The sequence below is a fragment of the Massilia sp. Leaf139 genome (assembly GCF_001424165.1).
GTDB lineage: Bacteria > Pseudomonadota > Gammaproteobacteria > Burkholderiales > Burkholderiaceae_D > Telluria.
The window spans coordinates 110,107-127,596 of sequence record NZ_LMOJ01000028.1 but is presented as its reverse complement, the minus strand read 5'-3'; the positions used below and the strand labels follow the sequence as shown (position 1 = coordinate 127,596).

The window sequence follows — 17,490 nt, the reverse complement described above, 5'->3', positions numbered from 1 at the left end:
TGTTCGTTATGCTTGTCGGTTCGCGAATTGCCACGCCATCTCCGCCATCGGGCGGGCGGCCTTGCCGTTTTCCAGGGCCTGGGCGCTGGAAGCGGTGCCGTCGACATAGCGTTTCATGATGCCCTGCATGATGCCCGCCAGGCGGAACATGTTGTAGGCAAGGTAGAAGTTGAAGTCTTCCATGCGCACGGTCTTGCCGGTGCGCTCGCAATAGCGGCGGACATATTCGTCCAGTTCCGGGATGCCCAGCGCGGCCAGGTCGAGGCCGCCGATGCCGCGGAATTTACCCGGCGGGATATACCAGCTCATGCAGTGGTAGGAGAAGTCGGCCAGCGGGTGGCCCAGGGTCGACAGTTCCCAGTCGAGCACGGCCAGGATGCGCGGCTCGGTCGGATGGAAGATGATGTTATCGAGGCGGAAGTCGCCATGGACGATCGAGGTGTCTTCGCCGGGCGGGATGTTCCGCGGCAGCCATTCGATGAGGCGATCCATCGCTTCGATCGGTTCGGTGACCGAGGCCTGGTACTGCTTCGTCCAGCGCTCGATCTGGCGTGCGAAGTAATTGCCGGGCTTGCCGTAATCGGCCAGGCCGATGGCGGCGTAATCCACCGTGTGCAGATGGGCGATGACGCGATTGAGTTCGTCGTAGATGGCACCGCGTTCCTCGGGCGTCATTCCCGGGAGCGACTGCTCCCACAGCACGCGGCCTTCGACGAAGTCCATCAGGAAGAAGGCGCGGCCGATGATCGATTCGTCGGTGCACAGGGCGATCTGGCGCGGCACCGGGAAGCCGGCGCCGTGCAGGGCGTTCATGACGCGGAACTCGCGGTCGATGGCATGGGCCGAAGGCAGCAGTTTGGCGGCCGGGCCGGGTTTGGTGCGCAGCACATATTGGCGCTCACCGGCGCGCAGCTTGAAGGTCGGGTTCGACTGCCCGCCCTTGAATTGCTCGACTTCCAGGGCGCCGGCCGGGAAGTCCGGCACGTTCGCCCGCAGCCAGGCGGCCAGCGCCTCGACATCGAATTTCTGGCGCTCGGACACCGGCTTGGTGCCCATCATTTCTTCATACACTGGCGTCTCCTCCGCGTGTTGTTGGCTATGCTTGTTTCGACTTATTCCGATCGATTGTAGCCGATGAAGTGAACGATCGTACTATTTATTTTGCTAACTTTTCCGGCGTGTTTACACTGTCCGGCGGTACTGGGCGAACAGCTGTTCCATGGTGGTCGTGCGTGCTTCCGGCTGCAGCGGCGCAGGTGGAACGTGGTTCACGAAGCGCACCACCCAGTCGAGCGGATCGGCCCCGACGTCGAGCGCGTTGATGCAACCCGCTTCCTGGGCCAGGCCGCCGAGGAAGAGGCGCTGGCCGGTCAGCGCCAGCGACAGGATCGCGCAGTTGACGCCGCCGTGCAGCACCAGCAAGACCGTGTCCCAGTCCGGGTCGGCGCGCAGGCGCTCGAGGGCGGGGTGGACGCGGTCCATCATCTCGCCCACCGACTCGCCGCCGAGGAAGCGCTGCTCCGGGCTGACCATGCCCTCGAACACGCCGGTGAAGGCACGCTTGATCTGATCCTGCGGAATGGTCGACAGGCGCCCGCCGCGAATCTCGTGCAGCTCTGGCCAGACTTCGGGTTCGATCGGCTGCTCCGTGACGGCCAGCACGCGCGCGGCGGTTTCGACGGTGCGCGGCAGGCCCGAGACGATGACGCGGTCGAAGGCGATGCCGGCCTGTTTGAAGGCACGGCCGGCGGCGTCGGCCTGGCTGCGGCCGAGCTCGTTGAGGGGGACTTGTTCGGGAAGGACGGGGCGGCCGGCGGCGTCGAAGTAGGTGACGCTGCCGTGGCGCATCAGGAAAATACGGCGGCGGGCGCTGGGTTGGTGTCGCATGCTTCTCCTCTAGGATTGATCGGAGGGATGTAGGGTGGGCGGGTTCCCCACCCACGCGGTGATCGTTATCGGCTCCGTAATCGTGCTCGATGATCTCGCTGCCAACTATCGCCGCGTGGGGTAAATCAGGCCGGGGGCCTGTTTTACGAGTCGCCCACCCTACGTGTATGACAGAAACGTTCTGTTAATCGACGCTTTAATCTTATTTATCTTACACGCCCACCACTGCTGAGCGCTGCCTTTCCACCACAAAACTAATTCCAACGGTCAATATTGCCCCGTTCTGCCTTAAAATGATTTCCCATTTTTAGAGCATTCCAAGGGGCGGTATGGCAAGGCCAGAAAAAGTCAGGCTCGGTGAAATCCTGGTGCAGCAAAAACTGCTGTCCGAGGAGCAGCTGAACCAGGCGTTGAGCGACCAGAAGCGCACGGGGCGCAAGCTCGGGCGCGTGTTTGTCGAGAACGGGTTCGTCACCGAAGAGCAGATCTCCGGCGCCCTAGCGCGCCAGCTGAACATCCCCTACATCAACCTCAAGTTCTACAACATCAGCGATGCGCTGGTGCGCCTGTTGCCGGAAACGGCCGCGCGCCGCTTCCGCGCGCTGGTGCTGGAAGAGCGCCAGGGCGGCTTGCTGGTCGGCGTGTCCGATCCGACCGACCTGTTCGCCTACGACGAGATCGCGCGCCTGCTGAAGAAGAACGTCGAGCTGGCCGTGGTCAACGAGACCGAGGTGCTGCACACGATCGACCGCATCTACCGCCGCACCGGCGACATCACCGACTTCGCGAAAGAGGTCGAGGCCGACATCGGCGATGCTTTCGTCGACTTCGGCGCCATGACCGCCAATCCAGGCCTGGAAGAAGCGCCGGTGGTGAAGCTCCTGCAGTCGGTGTTCGACGACGCCGCCCAGGTACGCGCCTCGGACATCCACATCGAGCCGCAGGAAGGGCGCCTGCAGATCCGCTTCCGCATCGACGGCGTGCTGCACCTGCAGACCGAGGCCGACATCAAGATCGCCACACCGCTGGCGTTGCGCCTGAAGCTGATGGCCGATCTCGACATCTCGGAAAAGCGCCTGCCGCAGGACGGCCGCTTCGCCATGAAGGTGAAGAACCAGCGCATCGACGTGCGTATCTCGACCATGCCGACCCAGTTCGGCGAATCGGTCGTCATGCGACTCCTGAACCAGGCCGGCAACACGCTGCGCCTGGAGTCGATCGGCATGCCCCGAAAGATGCTGGAGCGCTTCCGCGCCATCGTCCAGCGCCCGAACGGCCTGGTGCTGGTGACCGGCCCCACGGGTAGCGGCAAGACCACGACCCTCTACAGCGCGCTGGCCGAACTGAACTCGGTCGAGAAGAAGCTGATCACCGTCGAAGACCCGGTCGAGTACCGCCTGCAGGGCATCAACCAGGTGCAGGTGAACGAGAAGATCGAATTGTCGTTCGCGCGCGTGCTGCGCTCCGCGCTGCGCCAGGATCCGGACATCGTGCTGGTGGGCGAGATGCGCGACCAGGAAACGGCGCAGATCGGCCTGCGCGCCGCCATGACGGGCCACCTGGTGCTCTCGACCCTGCACACCAACGATGCGGCGAGCACGCCGCTGCGCCTGATGGACATGGGCGTGCCGCGCTACATGGTGGGCGGTTCGCTCCAGGCCGTGCTGGCCCAGCGCCTGGTGCGCGTGATCTGCGAAAGCTGCTCCACCACTTACCAGCCGACGCCGCCGGAACAGACCTGGTTGCGCGCCGAACTCGGCAACTTCGTCGAGCAGGCCCAGTTCTTCCACGGGAAAGGCTGCTCGCATTGCAACGGCACCGGCTACCGCGGCCGTACCGGTGTCTATGAGCTGCTGGAGATGACGCGCTCCGTGACCGACGCCGCCAACCACCCCGATCCGGCCCACTTCCTGAAGGTGGCCCAGGCCGAGATGGGCGGCGAGACCCTGCGCCGCCACGGCGTGCAGCTGGCTGTGCAGGGACGCACGACCATCGGCGAAGCCATGCGCATCAGTAATCAAACCGATGACTGAGCAGACCGATGACTAAGCAGACGGACGACTGAACGATGCCCTTTTTCGCGTACAAAGGCCGCAACGCGCGCGGCGAACTGATGCAGGGCGTGCTGGAAGGCGCCGACAGCGGGGCGATTGCCGACCAGCTATTCGGCACCGGCGTCACGCCGGTCGAGATCGTGGTCACCTCGCGGGGTGTGACCAGCAGCGGCGGCAGCGGCGGCCTGGCCGAAACCTGGCGCCGCCTGCGCGAGAAGAAAGTCAGCTCGATGGACGTGCAGCTGTTCTCGCGCCAGATGCACACGTTGCTGAAATCCGGCGTGCCCATCATGCGCGGCCTGGGCGGCCTGCAGGAATCGAGCACCAGTCCCGCCTTCGCCCGCGTGATCAAGGACGTGCGCGAGTCGCTCGACGCCGGCCGCGAACTGTCCGCCGCCATGCGCCGCCACCCGGAATGCTTCTCCAACTTCTACCTGTCGATGGTGCGCGTGGGCGAGATGACGGGGCGCCTGGAAGAAGTCTTCCTGCGCCTGTTCGACCACCTCGAATTCGACCGCGACATGCGCGACCGCGTCAAGACCGCGCTGCGCTACCCGAGCTTCGTCATGATCGCGATGGCGGTGGCGATGGTGATCGTGAACATGTTCGTGATCCCGCAGTTCGCCAAGGTCTTCGACAGTTTCCACGCCACCCTGCCTTTGATGACGCGCATCCTGATGGCGACCTCGCGCTTCACGGTCGAGTACTGGCCGCTGCTGGCCGGCGCCACGGTGGCCGCGTATATCGGCTTCCGTTCGTGGCTCGGGACGACGGCCGGGCGCTACAACTGGGACAGGCACAAGCTGCGCTTCCCGATCGCCGGCAAGATCCTGCTCAAGGCGACCATGGCCCGCTTCGCGCGCAGCTTCGCGCTCTCCATGCGCAGCGGCGTACCGGTGGTGCAGGCCCTGACCGTCGTGGCCCAGACCGCCGACAACGCCTATCTCGCCGCGCGCATCGAGCAGATGCGCGACGGCGTCGAGCGCGGCGAGAGCATCCTGCGCACCTCCACGGCCGCCAACGTCTTCACCCCCATCGTGCTGCAGATGATCGCGGTGGGCGAGGAAACCGGTTCGCTCGACGACCTGATGGACGAGATCGCGCTGATGTACGAGCGCGAAGTCGATTACGAACTGAAGACCCTGTCGAGCCAGATCGAACCGATCCTGATCACCTTCCTCGGCATCATGGTGCTGGTGATGGCGCTCGGTATCTTCCTGCCGATCTGGGATCTGGGCCGGGCGGCCCTGCACCGGTGATGAGGCACCCGGGCACAGGCCGGCAGGGCGGGGCAACGCGGCTCGAGGTGGCCGTGAGCGCCGCTTTCGGCGCCGTGCTGGCCGGAGTGTTGTTGCAATGCCTCATCAGCTACCAGGGGCAAAGCGAGCAAGTCGCCGCAAAACAACTGGTCGGTTCGCTGCGCACCGCGCTCGCCGTGCAGTCTGCCAAGATCATTTCGACAACGGGCGAGGGCGGTTTGATAGCAATTGCACATCAGAATCCGATGACATGGTTGCAAGAAACGCCCAAAAACTACCTCGGTGAATACTATTCTCCTAACAAAAGCATGCTACCGAGGGGGAATTGGTACTTCGACCGTGCCGCGCATCATCTCGTTTATTTACCTGCTGCTGAGAAATCTTTTTCCGCAGGGACACAAAAAGTAATGACCTTCAAGGTAAAATTGGTTCGCGTGTCCGGTTCGGTCAAAGCAGTTGGACAAACGAAGGGCAGCACAGGCCTGGTCATCGATCAGATCAGCGACCAGGCGGTCGCCACTAACACAGTAGCGGGATTTGGCCCGCGTCCACCTCTCTCGGAGAAAAAGCAATGAACAAAAGCATCAAAGCGTCGCAAGGCGGTTTCACCCTGATCGAACTGATCGTCGTGATCGTCATCCTTGGCATCCTGGCTGCGACCGCGCTGCCGAAGTTCGCCAGCCTGAGCGGCGAAGCCCGCCTGGCCAGCCTGAACGCCGCCAAGGGCGCGCTGACCGCGACCTCGGCCATGGTGCACGGCAAGTACCTCGTGTCGCCAAGCGCCAAGATCAAGGTCGAAGGCACCGAAGTTACGATGGACACCACGACCGGCTACCCAGCCGTGACCGACGCTTCGGCCCAGACCATCGCTACCGCCGCTGGCCTGTCGACCGGCGACTACACCGTCCTGACCGCCGGCAACGGCACCACTGCCCCGGCCCTGACCGCCGGCAGCGGCAAGTTCGCCGTCGTCCCGAACAGCATCGTCGGCACCGCGACCGCCGCCAAGTGCTTCGTCCTGTTCAGCGCCGGCACCAAAGACCTGCCGCCGCCAGTCGTCACCACCGGCACCAGCGTTGCCGCCGTGGCCGACTGCGAGTAATCGCATTCCGAGCGCTCCAAGCGTTTCTTAGCCCGTGGCCGGCCCGCACCTCCGACCCCCGCGTCGCATACCCGGCCACGGCACTCTCCACCATGGGTTCACCATGGTGGAACTCATCATCGTCATCGTCCTCGTCGGCATCCTCGGCACCATCGCCGTCGGCCGCTTCATGGACCGTGGCAGCTTCGATACCGTCGCCTGGGCCGAACAGGTCAAGGCCACGCTGCGCTACGCGCAGAAGGTCGCGATCGCACAAAACACCCCCGTCTTCGTCCACATGACCCGCCAGCGCGTCGCCATTTGCCTGAGCGACGATACCGCCTGCGCGGATGCCGACAAGCGCGTGCTCGCCCCCGGCGGCGCCAACAGCGGATCGAAAGCGACACGCGACGCCTGCGCCTCGAGCAGCTGGATGTGCGAAGGCCGCCCGAATGGCGTCACCATGACGCTGCCCGGCGTGGACGCCGCCGCGACCGGCAGCGTCGCCTTCGACGGCCTGGGCCGGGCAAGCATGAGCGGCGGCTTCGGCGGCCGGCTCGACATCGTGGGCGATGGTGTCACGGCCGTGGTGCTGATCGATCCGGAGTCGGGTTATGTCCAGTAATCCGCGTGCGCGCCAAACGGGCGTCACCCTGGTCGAACTGATCATGTTTATCGTGATCATCTCGGTCGCCCTGGCCGGCATCATCCAGGTCATGCGCTTCACCACCGCCAATTCCGCCGACCCGCTGCGCCGCAAGCAGGCGCTGATGATCGCCGAGGCGCTGCTGGAAGAAGTGCGCCAGGCCGATTTCACCTATTGCGACCCGCGCTCGGCCAATGCGGACGAGGCCGTGAATACGGCGGCCTGCACGCTCAAGGAAGCCTGGGGCAACGAGGGGCCTGCCGGTACCGTCTTCGTGCGGCCCTTCGACAACGTCAACGATTACGTGACTGCCTCCGGCACGGCCGCCACGCCTTTCGGCAGCGGCGCGAGCGGCCTGGTCGATGCGCTCGGGCGCTCGATGAACCTGGCGGACTACAGCGCGACGGTTGCGATCACCCCGGACAAGCTGGGCGAGATCAACGCCGGCACGAGCGCCGACAGCGAGGCGCTGCGCATCCGCATCGAGGTCAGCTACGCCGGCGACGATCCCGTCGTCCTCGACGGCTACCGTGCGCGCTACCTGCCGCGACAGGGCGGCCAATGAACGCGTCCCGTCTTCGCCGCCTGCAGCGCGGCTTCACCCTGGTCGAGGCGATCGTCGCGATCGTCATCATCGGCATCCTGGGCGCGGTGGTCGCGGTCTTCATCCGCGCGCCGATCCAGGGCTATGTCGACACGGTCGCGCGCGCCGAAGCGAGCGACGAAGCCGACCTGGCGCTGCGCCGCATGGCGCGCGAAATCCGCCTGGCGCTGCCCAACAGCGTGCGCGTGAGCGCGGACGGCGACGCCATCGAATTCCTGCTGACGAAAACGGGCGGGCGCTACCTGGCGGCCGAGGACGGCGCCACCGAAGGCACGCCGCTCGACTTCGCCAACCCTGCCGTGACCAGCTTCACCGTCGTCGGCGGCCTGCGCGCGCCGCTCAAGACGAGCGACTACATCGTCGTCTACAACCTGGGCCCCGGCATGGAACCGGCCGATGCCTACGCTTTCGCCAGGCCCGGCAGCGCGCGCAACATCGCCCGCGTCGCCGAACCGGTGGCGCTCGGAGGTGGCACGATCAAGCTGGCGGGCGGCAACCCGTTCGCGCGCGACGACGCCATGCCCTCGCCGGGACGCCGCTTCCACGTGGTCAGCACGCCCGTTACCTTCCAGTGCGAGACCAAGGGAGGCCAGCTGGTGCTGACCCGCTACGCCGGCTACGACATACGCGCCGCCATCGGCGACACCCGTACCGGTACGACGCAAGCGTCGGTACTGGCGCGCCGCCTGGCCAGCTGCGCGGGCCTGTTCAGCTACGGCAGCGCCGACGCCGAGCTGCGCCGCAGCGCGCTGGTGCTGCTCTCGCTCGGCGTGCATGCGCGCGTTTCCGGCGACACGAGCGGCGACACCGGCGGCGGCGCGGTGCGTCTGGTACACCAGGTTCACGTCGACAATACGCCATGAAACGTGCTTCTTACTCCATCGCCATCGCCAGCCGCCGCCGCAGGAGCCGCGGCGTCGGCATCGTCACCGCCATTTTCCTGCTGGTCGTCCTGGCCGGCCTGGGCGTGGCGCTGGTCACCGTGTTCGTCAACCAGCGCCAGGCCATCCTGCTCGACGAGCAGGGCGTGCGTGCGCACCAGGCCGCGCGCGCCGGCATCGAATGGGGGCTGTTCCAGCGCCTGCGGGCGGCCCCGGCGGGCGGACGCTGCGCCGACGGCAGCACGACCCAGGTCGCGCTCGGAGGCGACGTGCTGGACAAGTTCACCCTCCACGTCAGCTGCACCCGCACCGAAGGGCCGGCGGTGGAGGAGGGCGCGCCGCCGCTCGAGCGCTGGACGATCCGCGCCGTCGCCTGCGCACCGGCGAAGGACGACGCCTGCCCGGCGAGCTGGAACAATCCCGACTACGTGCGGCGCGTGATCGAGGTGCAGATATGATGCGCCTGCGCCAAATCCTGTTGCGCCTGCTGGCGCTGCTGGCCGTCTTGGCCGGCGCCGCCCCCGCGCGCGCCGACACGCCGATCGCACTCTGGAAAACGATCGACGGCAGGGTCAATTTCACCGGCATCCAGGCCACGCTGCGCACGGCTTCCAACGGCAGCGGCAGTCCGTGCACGGTCACGGCGCCGAGCACCATCCGCAGCGCGACCCTGACGCTGCCGGCCAATTCCGTCGTCGTCTCCGCCCAGTTGTACTGGGCCGGTTCCGGCACGCCGGACAATACCGTGACCTTCCAGGGCAACGAGATCACGGCGACCCGCAAGTTCACGTCCAGCAGCGTCGGCAACGGCTTCGATTATTTCGGCGGCGCGGCCGACGTCACCCATCTCGTCAAGACCGGCGGCACCTATAATTTTTCCGGCCTGACGGTGTCGAACGGCGCGCCCTGGTGCGGCTCGCAGGGCGTGCTCGGCGGCTTCTCGCTGCTGGTGGTCTACCGCCTGTCGACGGAACCGCTGCGCGTGCTGAACATTTACGAAGGCTTCCAGTATCTGCAGAACAGCGGCCTGGTGGTCAGCGCCAACAACTTCCGCTGGAACCGCACGCTGCAGTCGGTCGAGGAAAAGGCGCGCGTCGGCCACATCACCTGGGAAGGCGACCCGACCCTGGCGCAGAACGGCGAGAACCTGACCTTCGAGGGCAAGGCCCTCGTCGACGCCAACAACACGGCCGGCAACCAGTTCAATTCGGTCAGTAACGTCAACAACGACAAGAATTCGCACGGCATCGACTTCGACGTCTACGACACGACGGTCGTGATCTCGAGCGCCGACGAGCCGGTCGTCACGACCGGCTACAGCACCGGCCAGGATCTGGTACTGCTGAACGCCGAGATCCTGCTGGTGCCGACCATGCAGGTGTCGGATCTGGCGATCAAGATCTCGCGCGCCGGCGCGCTCAAGATCAACACCGACGTCGAATACACGGTGACCGTCACCAACAACGGGCCGGTGACGGAGACCGGCAGGATCACCGTCACCAATACGCTGCCGCCCGGGATGTACTACGTGTCGGGCAATGTGGCCGGCTGGTCGTGCACGGCCTCCTCGACCAGCGGTACCTGCTACTACGACGGCGACCTCGCGCCGGGCGCCACCGCGCCCGTGCTGACCGTGCGCGCGCGCGTGACCACGCTCGGCGACAAGACCAACACGGTCGTCGTCAAGGGCACCACGGCGGACGACAACATGGCCAACAACACGGCCTCGGACAGCGGCGCGGCGACGAATGCCGACGGCTCCACCGGCACCGCCGTCGCGGCGGTCTACCAGTTCACCGATGCCAAATGCACCGCGGGCTACGCGATCGGCACGGCGGCCTCGAACTGCAAAGCCTACGGCACCGCGGTCACCGCCGGCGCGACCGGCAAGATCTTCATCACCTCGACCGCCAACGGGGTGGTCGCCACGCCCAACAGCGGGGCCGATACCAAGCCTTCGGTCCAGTTCATGTTCGAGTGTATCGATCCGGCGTCCGGCACCAGGCAGGCGAAGTATGCGGAGCAGGATCTCCCGGTGTGCGCGCCCCCGGGCACGCTGGCCCAGTGGTCGAACGCCGTCACCGTCACGTTCACGAAAGGCACGTCCTCGGTCGAGCTGCCCTTCGTCTACCGCGACGTCGGCAAGGTCGCGCTCAACCTGAAAGTAGGCGCGACCACCGCACGCACCGAGGTCTTCGTCAGCAAGCCGGCAAGGATCGCTTTCAGGCGCATCAGCAACGGCACCCACGACAACCCGGGCAACATCACCAGCGGCGGCAACGGCTTCGCCGCGGCGGGCGCTCCCTTGACGATCGAGGTCGGCGCGCTGATGGGGGGCGAAGGTGGTTATGCGCCGAACTTCGGCAAGGAGCGCCTGACGCCGATCATCGTGCTCGACAAGTCGGTCGCCGTGGCCAGCCTGGTCAGCCAGGGCTCCCTGGTCGAGGACGCCGTCAAGCGCAAGTGGGCGAACGGCATCCTCGGTACGCAGGCTTCGTGGAGCGAAGTCGGCGCTGTCAATTTCACGGTGCGCGCCGACGATCCGGGAATGACCAGCAATGCCGCGAACCGCTATTTCGGCGAGCCGATCGGCGGCGACACCGCGGCCGTGGGCCGCTTCTATCCGGCCTTTTTCGCCACCGACGTCACCGGCCCCTTCAACTGCCCGAAGAACCTGCCCCAGGTCGGCGCCACCCGGAATCCGGCCGAAGTCTATACCTGCCCGCGCGACATCGACGGCGCCATCAACGGCGCGGTCTATTCGCGGCAGCCGTTCACCGTCACGCTCGAAGCCTATAACGCGCTCAATGCGCGGGTGCAGAACTACACCGGCGACTGGTTCAAGACCGTCACCCTGTCCGCCGCCGGCGCCGACGGTGGCCCGGCACTGGCCGTCAACCTGACGCCGCCGGCGGGCGCCACCGCGACCACGATGGACAAGACCAGCAACGGCACGACGACGGCCTCCTATCGCTTGCCGGTCGGCTACGACGATACCAAGCCGCGCGCCGTCGACCTGACCCCGCCGACCACGGTCTACGTGCGCGCCGAATCGCCTGAGACGACCCTGGCCGGCAGCGTGACGATCTCGTCGAAACGCAGCGGCGTGGTCTCGGACGAAGGCAGCATCCTGGTGCTGAACGGCCGCATGAAGCTGCCGAACGCGCTGGGCAGCGACCTGCTGCCGACCCCGCTGACGATGCGCCCCGAGTACTGGGCCGGGCCGAGCGCCGGCTGGCTGGTCAACACGCGCTACGAGGACACCCGAACGGTCGCCGGTACCGACCTCGTCTTCGAGGACAAGGGGTGCAGGCTCGACTTCGTCCTGAGGACGAACAACGTGGATGTCTGCAATACGACCCTGCTCGGCCTGGCGCCGGGGCGCACCAGCATCGTCACCAAGGCGGGAGCGGCCGCGCTCTGGCTGCGCGCGCCCGGCAAGAAGGCGGGCGGCGGGACGCGCCGCGGCGGTTTCAGCGTGCGCTACAAGGGCCCGGACTGGCTGCCGGGCACGACAGGGCGGGTCAGCTACGGCAGCCACCGCAGCCCGGTGATCTACGTGCGCGAGATGTATTTTTGACGCGCGCCGTTGACGAGGCCACCGCTCGCCCGGGAATCGGGGCGGCGCCGTGTCGATTTATTTCGATGTTCAAGACGTTCTTGAATATAATCAAGCTTCTATTGTCAAAACATCAGACATCGCTCCACCTCGATAACGGTTCGCATGCGTTTTTTTAGAAAAGCAAAGAAAAGGGAAGGGTGGCTCGCCATCGTGCTCCAGGGCGATGGCTTGTGCGCCGTCAGCATGCAGATCGCGCCCGACATCAAGCCCCAGGTGCGCCAGGCCGTCTTCTATCCGGGCAAGAGCCACGCCGAGCTGCTGGAAAAGGCCGGGCGCGAGCTGCATGCCCATGCCTACCGCTCGATCACGGTGCTGTCGCATGGCGAATACCAGATCCTCTCGGTCGACGCGCCCAACGTGGCCCCCGACGAACTCAAGACGGCCGTGCGCTGGCGCCTGAAGGACATGCTCGACTTCCATGTGGACGACGCCACCATCGACGTGCTCGACCTCCCGGTCGATCCGAATGCCGGCATGCGCGCCCAGCATTCCATGTTCGCCATCGCCGCGCGCAACAGCGTGATCGAATCGCGCCAGCAGCTGTTCACCAAGGCCAAGGTCGAGCTGGCCGTGATCGACATCCCCGAAACCGCGCAGCGCAACATCTCGGCCCTGGTCGAACCCGCCGGGCGCGGTGTGGCCATGCTGTCCTTCGGCAGCGAGGGCGGCTTGCTGACCGTCTCCTACCGCGGCGAGCTGTACCTGACGCGCCGCATCGACCTGCCGCTCGAGCAGCTGATGGATGAGGACATCGACCGCCGCAATGCCAGTTTCGACCGCGTCACCCTGGAGCTGCAGCGTTCGCTCGACAACTTCGAGCGCCAGTATTCCTTCATCAGTGTGGCCAAGCTGGTGCTGGCCCCCTCCGCGGTGAGCGGGCTGGAAGAATACCTGTCGAGTAACCTCTACATGCCGGTCGATACGCTCGACCTGGCCACCGTGTTCGACGTCGAGCGCGCGCCCGAATTGAGCGACCGCCTGCTGCAGCAGCGTTTCCTGGTGGCGCTCGGCGCCGCCCTGCGCCACGAGGAGACGGTGCTGTGAGCCAGCAGATCAACCTGTTCAATCCGGTCTTCCTGCAGCAGAAGAAGATCTTTTCGGCGCGCACCATGGGCAGCGCGCTCCTGGTGCTGGTGCTGGGCGTGGCCGCCCTCCAGTTCTACGGCAACATGCGCGTGCAGGCCCTGCAGCGCGAGGCCGACGCCGGCGCCGCCCAGCTGACGCAGAAGCAGGCGCGCCTGGAGAGCGTGAGCAAGGAATTCACGCCGCGCCAGAAAAGCGCCGCGGCCGATGCCGAACTGCTCGAAGCCGAACGCCAGCTGGCCGCGCTGCGCGACGTGTCCGGCGTGCTGTCACGCGGCGAGCTGGGCAACACGCAGGGCTATGCCGAATACTTCCGCGCGCTGGCGCGCCAGCATGCCGACGGCCTCTGGCTGACCGGCGTCAGCATCACCGGCGCCGGCCTCGACATCGCGGTGCGCGGCCGCGCCCTCGATCCGCAGCGGGTGCCGGGTTACCTGAACCGCCTGACCGTCGAACCCATCATGCGCGGCAAGGCCTTCGGCAGCCTGCAGATCAGCCAGGGCGCGGCCGCCAGCCAGGGCGCGCCCGCGCCCTATGTCGAATTCAGCCTGCTGTCGACGCCGGAAGGGAGCAAGCCGTGAAGGAACAACTCCTCAGGCTTGCCGCCCGCATCGACGCCCTGACGCTGCGCGAGCGCGTCATGCTGTTCGCGGCGATCGCGGCCGGCTTCGTCTTCCTCGTGCATTTCTTCGGCCTGGGGCCGATGTATGCGAAACAGGCCCAGCTGCGCACCCAGATCGTCCAGCAGCAGAACAACCTGGAAGGCATCGACGCCGAGATCGGCGCCAAGGTGGCGGCGGCCCAGGTCGACCCGGACGCGCCGACGCGCAAGCGCATCGACGAGGTGCGCGGGCAGACCGAGGCCCTGGCCACGACCCTGCGCGCGATGCAGAACGGGCTGGTGCCGCCCGAGCGCATGGCGCCGCTGGTGGAAACCATCCTGCGTTCGAACAACCGCCTGCAGTTGGTGTCGATGCGCACGCTGCCGGTCGAGCCGCTGATGGGCGGGGCGCAGGCCGCCGCTGCGCCGGCGCCCGCGGCCGCCACTGCGCCAGAGACGGCGCCCGCGCTCGCTCCCGCCGCGCCGCTGCTGTACCGCCACGGCGTCGAAGTCACGGTGCGCGGCAACTACCTCGACATGATCGGCTACATGGCGGCGCTGGAAGCGATGCCGACCCAGCTGTTCTGGGGCAAGGCCCAGCTCGAGGCCGAGACCTGGCCGAGCTCGCGCCTGACCCTGACCCTGTACACCCTGAGCCTGGACGCGAAATGGATGAAACTGTGAAGCGCGCCGTCGCCCTGTCCCTCGCCACGCTGTTATCCTGCTGCGTGAACCTGGCGGGCGCGCAGGCGCTGCAGGATCCGACCAAGCCGCCGGCGGCCCTGATCGCGGGAGACGGAAATGCCGCCAAGGCCGCCGCCGCTGCCGCCAACCAGGCGCCGCGCCTGCAATCGGTGCTGATCGCGCGCCAGCCGGGCGGGCGCCACGTCGCCGTGATCGACGGCGAAACGCTGCGCCTGGGCGATACCTACAAGGGTGCGCGCGTCGCGCGCATCGAGCAGGACGAAGTGGAACTGCAGCGCGGGAACGCGCGCCAGATCCTGAAATTGAACGGCGCCGCGGCGAACGCCGGGGCGATCGAGCGAGTACGAACGCCGTGACCGACACGAATGACCGACACCGAATGACCGACAGGACATCCATGCGACATCTTCCCCTCCTGGCCCTGCTTGGCACGGGTGCCCTGCTGGCCGGCTGCTCGAGCACGCCGCCGCACCAGACCTACGACACCATCAAGGGCGAAGTCGCCCGCGCCAGCGCGTCGAACCGCGCCCCGGCGCCGACCGAGGACGCCGTCGCCAACGCCTTGCTGCCGCCGGCGGCCGCGCTCGCGCGCGAGCTGCCCAAGGCCAGGCCGGCGCTGGAAGAGCGCTTCAACGTCGCCTTCAACAATGTCCCCGCCCAGCAGTTCTTCCGCTCGATCGTGGCCGGCACCCGCTACAACATGCTGGTGCATCCCGAGGTGAGCGGCAACATCAGCGCGAATCTGAAGGACGTGACCCTGGCCGAAACGCTGGAAGCGGTGCGCGAGATGTACGGCTACGACTACAAGATCGACGGCACCCGCATCACGATCCGGCCGCTCACCATGCAGACCCGGATGTTCCATGTGAACTACCTGGTCGGCAGCCGCCGTGGTTCGTCCAACCTGCGCGTGACCTCGACCTCGGTGTCGAACGTCGGCAACAACGGCAACAGCAACAACAACCAGGGCCAGACCGGCAACCAGCCGAACCAGAACAACCAGAACGGCAACAACCCGAATCAGAATGGCGGCAACATGACACAGGTGGCCAGCACCGACGTCAACATGCTGTCGAACAGCGACTTCTGGGTCGACCTGAAGTCCGCCATCGACGCCATCGTCGGCTCGAAGGAAGGCGGACGCAGCGTCGTCGTCAGCCCGCAGTCGGGCGTGCTGGTGATCCGCGCCATGCCGGAAGAACTGCGCAACGTCGACGCCTACCTGAAGGCGACCCAGCTGTCGGTCGACCGCCAGGTGATCCTGGAAGCGAAAATCCTCGAGGTGGAACTCAACGAGCAGTTCCAGAGCGGGATCAACTGGGCCAGCTTCTCGGCGATCGGCAATTCGCGCAGCAACCGCGCCGCCACCGGCATCATCTCGCCGGGCGCGAACCTGGCGCCGCTGCCCTTCAACGGCGGCCAGCCGCCGGCCATCAACAACGGCAACGGGCTGTCGGCCAGCACCGGCTTCTCGCTCTCGAACGCGGCCAATGCGGCCGGTTCGCTGTTCGGCTTCGCCTTCCAGACCAACAGCTTCGCGGCGCTGATCTCATTGCTGGAACAGCAGGGCACCGTGCACGTGCTGTCCAGCCCGCGCGTGGCCGCCGTCAACAACCAGAAGGCGGTGCTCAAGATCGGCACCGACGAATTCTTCGTCACCGGCGTGACGACCACGACCAACACCAGCACCACCGGCAATACGGTGACGCCGAGCGTCACCCTGCAGCCCTTCTTCTCGGGCGTGGTGCTGGACGTGACGCCGCAGATCGACGACAAGGGCAACATCCTGCTGCACGTGCATCCGTCGGTGAGCCAGGTGACGACCATCACCAAGGGCATCGATCTCGGTTCGGCCGGTTCGCTGACGCTGCCGCTGGCGGCCTCCTCGACCTCGGAACTGGACAGTATTGTCCGCGGCCAGGACGGCCAGGTGGTGGCCGTGGGCGGCCTGATGCGCCAGGCTTCGACCGACGACACCAGCCAGCTGCCGGGCGCCGGCAGGGTGCCGGTGCTGGGCGCGCTGTTCCGCAACAAGAACAAGGTGGCGCAAAAGCGCGAGCTGGTGGTGCTGATCAAGCCGACCATCGTCGACAGCGCCAGCAACTGGAGCCAGGATCTGCTCGACACCACGCGCCGCATCGAGGGGCTCGATCCGCGCACCCTGGAGCGCAAGTAATGTACGCAGCGCATTTCGGCTTGCGCGAACTGCCGTTCGGGATCACCCCGGACACGAGCTTTTTCTTCGGCAGTCCGCGCTCGCAGGAAGCGCTCAACACCTTGCTGATCGCCGCGCGCAGCGGCGAAGGCTTCATCAAGATCACGGGCGAAGTCGGCACTGGCAAGACCCTCCTGTGCCGCAAGTTCATGGCGACCCTGGGCGAGAACTTCGTCACCGCCTACATCCCGAATCCCTTCCTGGAGCCGCGCACCCTGATGCTGGCGCTGGCCGACGAACTCGAACTGCCGCTCGAGCGCGACGTCGACCAGCACCGGCTGCTGAAATCGATCATGCACCGCCTGCTCGACCTGGCGCGCCAGGGCAAGCGCGTGCTGCTGTGCATCGACGAAGCGCAGGCGATTCCCGTCGAGAGCATGGAGGCGCTACGCCTGCTGACCAACCTGGAGACCGAGAAGAGGAAGCTGCTGCAGATCGTCCTCTTCGGCCAGCCGGAGCTGAACCGCAAGCTCGAACTCGATGCGATCCGCCAGCTGGCGCAGCGCATCACCTTTCATTATCATCTCGGGCCGCTGTCGCGCGACGACATCGATTTCTACCTCGCGCACCGGCTGCGCGTGGCCGGCTATACCGGCGCGCGGCTGTTCTCGCCGGCGGCGGTGGGGCGCCTGTACCGCGCCAGCGGCGGCATTCCACGCCTGGTCAACATCATGGCGCACAAGGCGCTGATGCTGTGCTACGGTGAGGGCAAGCAGGAAGTGAGCGCCGCCCACGTCAACGGCGCCGCGCGCGACACGGTCGTGCCGAAGCGCCGGCTTTGGCCCTATATTGCTGGCGCCGGCGCGCTCGCCGGGATGGCGGCCGGACTTGCATGGACATTCGCACGATGAG

Annotated in this window: 17 protein-coding genes; 15 read left to right on the top strand and 2 right to left on the bottom strand. The window is 66.4% G+C overall.

Annotated features, from left to right (window positions below; translation table 11 throughout):
* Nucleotides 1–6 precede the first annotated feature (6 nt).
* Together ASF77_RS23315 and ASF77_RS23310 are read right to left on the bottom strand one after the other, a co-directional pair.
* On the bottom strand, nt 7–1,056 hold the full coding sequence (locus ASF77_RS23315) for a phosphotransferase (protein WP_056345732.1): 1,050 nt from the start codon (nt 1,054–1,056) through the stop codon (nt 7–9).
* A 126-nt stretch (nt 1,057–1,182) separates the two neighbouring features.
* Nucleotides 1,183–1,887, bottom strand: a complete 705-nt coding sequence (locus ASF77_RS23310) for a histidine phosphatase family protein (RefSeq protein ID WP_056345634.1) — start codon at nt 1,885–1,887, stop codon at nt 1,183–1,185.
* Nucleotides 1,888–2,216: 329 nt separating this feature from the next.
* Here ASF77_RS23310 and ASF77_RS23305 point away from each other — a divergent pair, with 329 nt between their 5' ends.
* The 15 genes from ASF77_RS23305 (at nt 2,217) to ASF77_RS23235 (ending at nt 17,489) form a co-directional block, all read left to right on the top strand.
* Entirely contained in the window at nt 2,217–3,920 is a 1,704-nt protein-coding gene (locus ASF77_RS23305) for a GspE/PulE family protein (protein ID WP_056345630.1), read from the top strand.
* A 35-nt stretch (nt 3,921–3,955) separates the two neighbouring features.
* Nucleotides 3,956–5,200 (top strand): type II secretion system F family protein, encoded by a 1,245-nt coding sequence (locus ASF77_RS23300; RefSeq protein ID WP_056345626.1) that lies wholly within the window; start codon nt 3,956–3,958, stop codon nt 5,198–5,200.
* Between the two features lie 53 nt (nt 5,201–5,253).
* Nucleotides 5,254–5,775, top strand: coding sequence for a hypothetical protein (locus ASF77_RS23295; RefSeq protein ID WP_156649006.1), 522 nt, complete (start codon nt 5,254–5,256; stop codon nt 5,773–5,775).
* Entirely contained in the window at nt 5,772–6,302 is a 531-nt protein-coding gene (locus tag ASF77_RS25180; protein ID WP_056345620.1) for a type IV pilin protein, read from the top strand. The genes ASF77_RS23295 and ASF77_RS25180 overlap by 4 nt, the downstream gene beginning before the upstream one ends.
* A 34-nt stretch (nt 6,303–6,336) precedes the next feature.
* Complete coding sequence (locus ASF77_RS23285; RefSeq protein ID WP_267875219.1) at nt 6,337–6,906, top strand: Tfp pilus assembly protein FimT/FimU; 570 nt, start codon at nt 6,337–6,339, stop codon at nt 6,904–6,906.
* Nucleotides 6,896–7,492 (top strand): type II secretion system protein, encoded by a 597-nt coding sequence (locus tag ASF77_RS23280; protein WP_056345615.1) that lies wholly within the window; start codon nt 6,896–6,898, stop codon nt 7,490–7,492. Before ASF77_RS23285 ends, ASF77_RS23280 begins: the two co-directional genes overlap by 11 nt.
* Nucleotides 7,489–8,394, top strand: coding sequence for a prepilin-type N-terminal cleavage/methylation domain-containing protein (locus tag ASF77_RS23275; protein WP_056345611.1), 906 nt, complete (start codon nt 7,489–7,491; stop codon nt 8,392–8,394). The genes ASF77_RS23280 and ASF77_RS23275 overlap by 4 nt, the downstream gene beginning before the upstream one ends.
* Nucleotides 8,391–8,870, top strand: coding sequence for a hypothetical protein (locus ASF77_RS24585; protein WP_056345609.1), 480 nt, complete (start codon nt 8,391–8,393; stop codon nt 8,868–8,870). The genes ASF77_RS23275 and ASF77_RS24585 overlap by 4 nt, the downstream gene beginning before the upstream one ends.
* Entirely contained in the window at nt 8,870–11,992 is a 3,123-nt protein-coding gene (locus ASF77_RS23265; protein WP_056345605.1) for a DUF6701 domain-containing protein, read from the top strand. The genes ASF77_RS24585 and ASF77_RS23265 overlap by 1 nt, the downstream gene beginning before the upstream one ends.
* Before the next feature lie 192 nt (nt 11,993–12,184).
* The gene (gene pilM, locus ASF77_RS23260) at nt 12,185–13,078 is read left to right on the top strand and encodes a type IV pilus biogenesis protein PilM (RefSeq protein WP_307182063.1); all 894 of its coding nucleotides are present in this window, start codon (nt 12,185–12,187) and stop codon (nt 13,076–13,078) included.
* Nucleotides 13,075–13,698 carry a PilN domain-containing protein gene (locus ASF77_RS23255; protein ID WP_056345599.1) on the top strand — a complete coding sequence of 208 codons (624 nt, stop codon included), beginning with the start codon at nt 13,075–13,077 and terminating at the stop codon, nt 13,696–13,698. The genes pilM and ASF77_RS23255 overlap by 4 nt, the downstream gene beginning before the upstream one ends.
* Nucleotides 13,695–14,402, top strand: a complete 708-nt coding sequence (locus ASF77_RS23250; RefSeq protein WP_056345596.1) for a hypothetical protein — start codon at nt 13,695–13,697, stop codon at nt 14,400–14,402. Before ASF77_RS23255 ends, ASF77_RS23250 begins: the two co-directional genes overlap by 4 nt.
* Complete coding sequence (locus ASF77_RS23245) at nt 14,387–14,779, top strand: hypothetical protein (RefSeq protein WP_056345593.1); 393 nt, start codon at nt 14,387–14,389, stop codon at nt 14,777–14,779. The genes ASF77_RS23250 and ASF77_RS23245 overlap by 16 nt, the downstream gene beginning before the upstream one ends.
* Before the next feature lie 41 nt (nt 14,780–14,820).
* Complete coding sequence (gene mshL, locus ASF77_RS23240) at nt 14,821–16,599, top strand: pilus (MSHA type) biogenesis protein MshL (protein ID WP_056345590.1); 1,779 nt, start codon at nt 14,821–14,823, stop codon at nt 16,597–16,599.
* Entirely contained in the window at nt 16,599–17,489 is an 891-nt protein-coding gene (locus ASF77_RS23235) for an ExeA family protein (RefSeq protein ID WP_056345587.1), read from the top strand. The genes mshL and ASF77_RS23235 overlap by 1 nt, the downstream gene beginning before the upstream one ends.
* Nucleotide 17,490 lies beyond the last annotated feature (1 nt).

Coding starts and splice junctions, on each gene's coding strand:
- ASF77_RS23280 (WP_056345615.1), top strand. CDS start 6,896: ATGTCCAGTAATCCGCGTGCGCGCCAAACGGGCGTCACCCTGGTCGAA.
- ASF77_RS24585 (WP_056345609.1), top strand. CDS start 8,391: ATGAAACGTGCTTCTTACTCCATCGCCATCGCCAGCCGCCGCCGCAGG.
- ASF77_RS23305 (WP_056345630.1), top strand. CDS start 2,217: ATGGCAAGGCCAGAAAAAGTCAGGCTCGGTGAAATCCTGGTGCAGCAA.
- ASF77_RS23310 (WP_056345634.1), bottom strand. CDS start 1,887: ATGCGACACCAACCCAGCGCCCGCCGCCGTATTTTCCTGATGCGCCAC.
- ASF77_RS23300 (WP_056345626.1), top strand. CDS start 3,956: ATGCCCTTTTTCGCGTACAAAGGCCGCAACGCGCGCGGCGAACTGATG.
- ASF77_RS23315 (WP_056345732.1), bottom strand. CDS start 1,056: ATGGGCACCAAGCCGGTGTCCGAGCGCCAGAAATTCGATGTCGAGGCG.
- mshL (WP_056345590.1), top strand. CDS start 14,821: ATGCGACATCTTCCCCTCCTGGCCCTGCTTGGCACGGGTGCCCTGCTG.
- ASF77_RS23235 (WP_056345587.1), top strand. CDS start 16,599: ATGTACGCAGCGCATTTCGGCTTGCGCGAACTGCCGTTCGGGATCACC.
- ASF77_RS23265 (WP_056345605.1), top strand. CDS start 8,870: ATGCGCCTGCGCCAAATCCTGTTGCGCCTGCTGGCGCTGCTGGCCGTC.
- ASF77_RS23245 (WP_056345593.1), top strand. CDS start 14,387: ATGGATGAAACTGTGAAGCGCGCCGTCGCCCTGTCCCTCGCCACGCTG.
- ASF77_RS25180 (WP_056345620.1), top strand. CDS start 5,772: ATGAACAAAAGCATCAAAGCGTCGCAAGGCGGTTTCACCCTGATCGAA.
- ASF77_RS23275 (WP_056345611.1), top strand. CDS start 7,489: ATGAACGCGTCCCGTCTTCGCCGCCTGCAGCGCGGCTTCACCCTGGTC.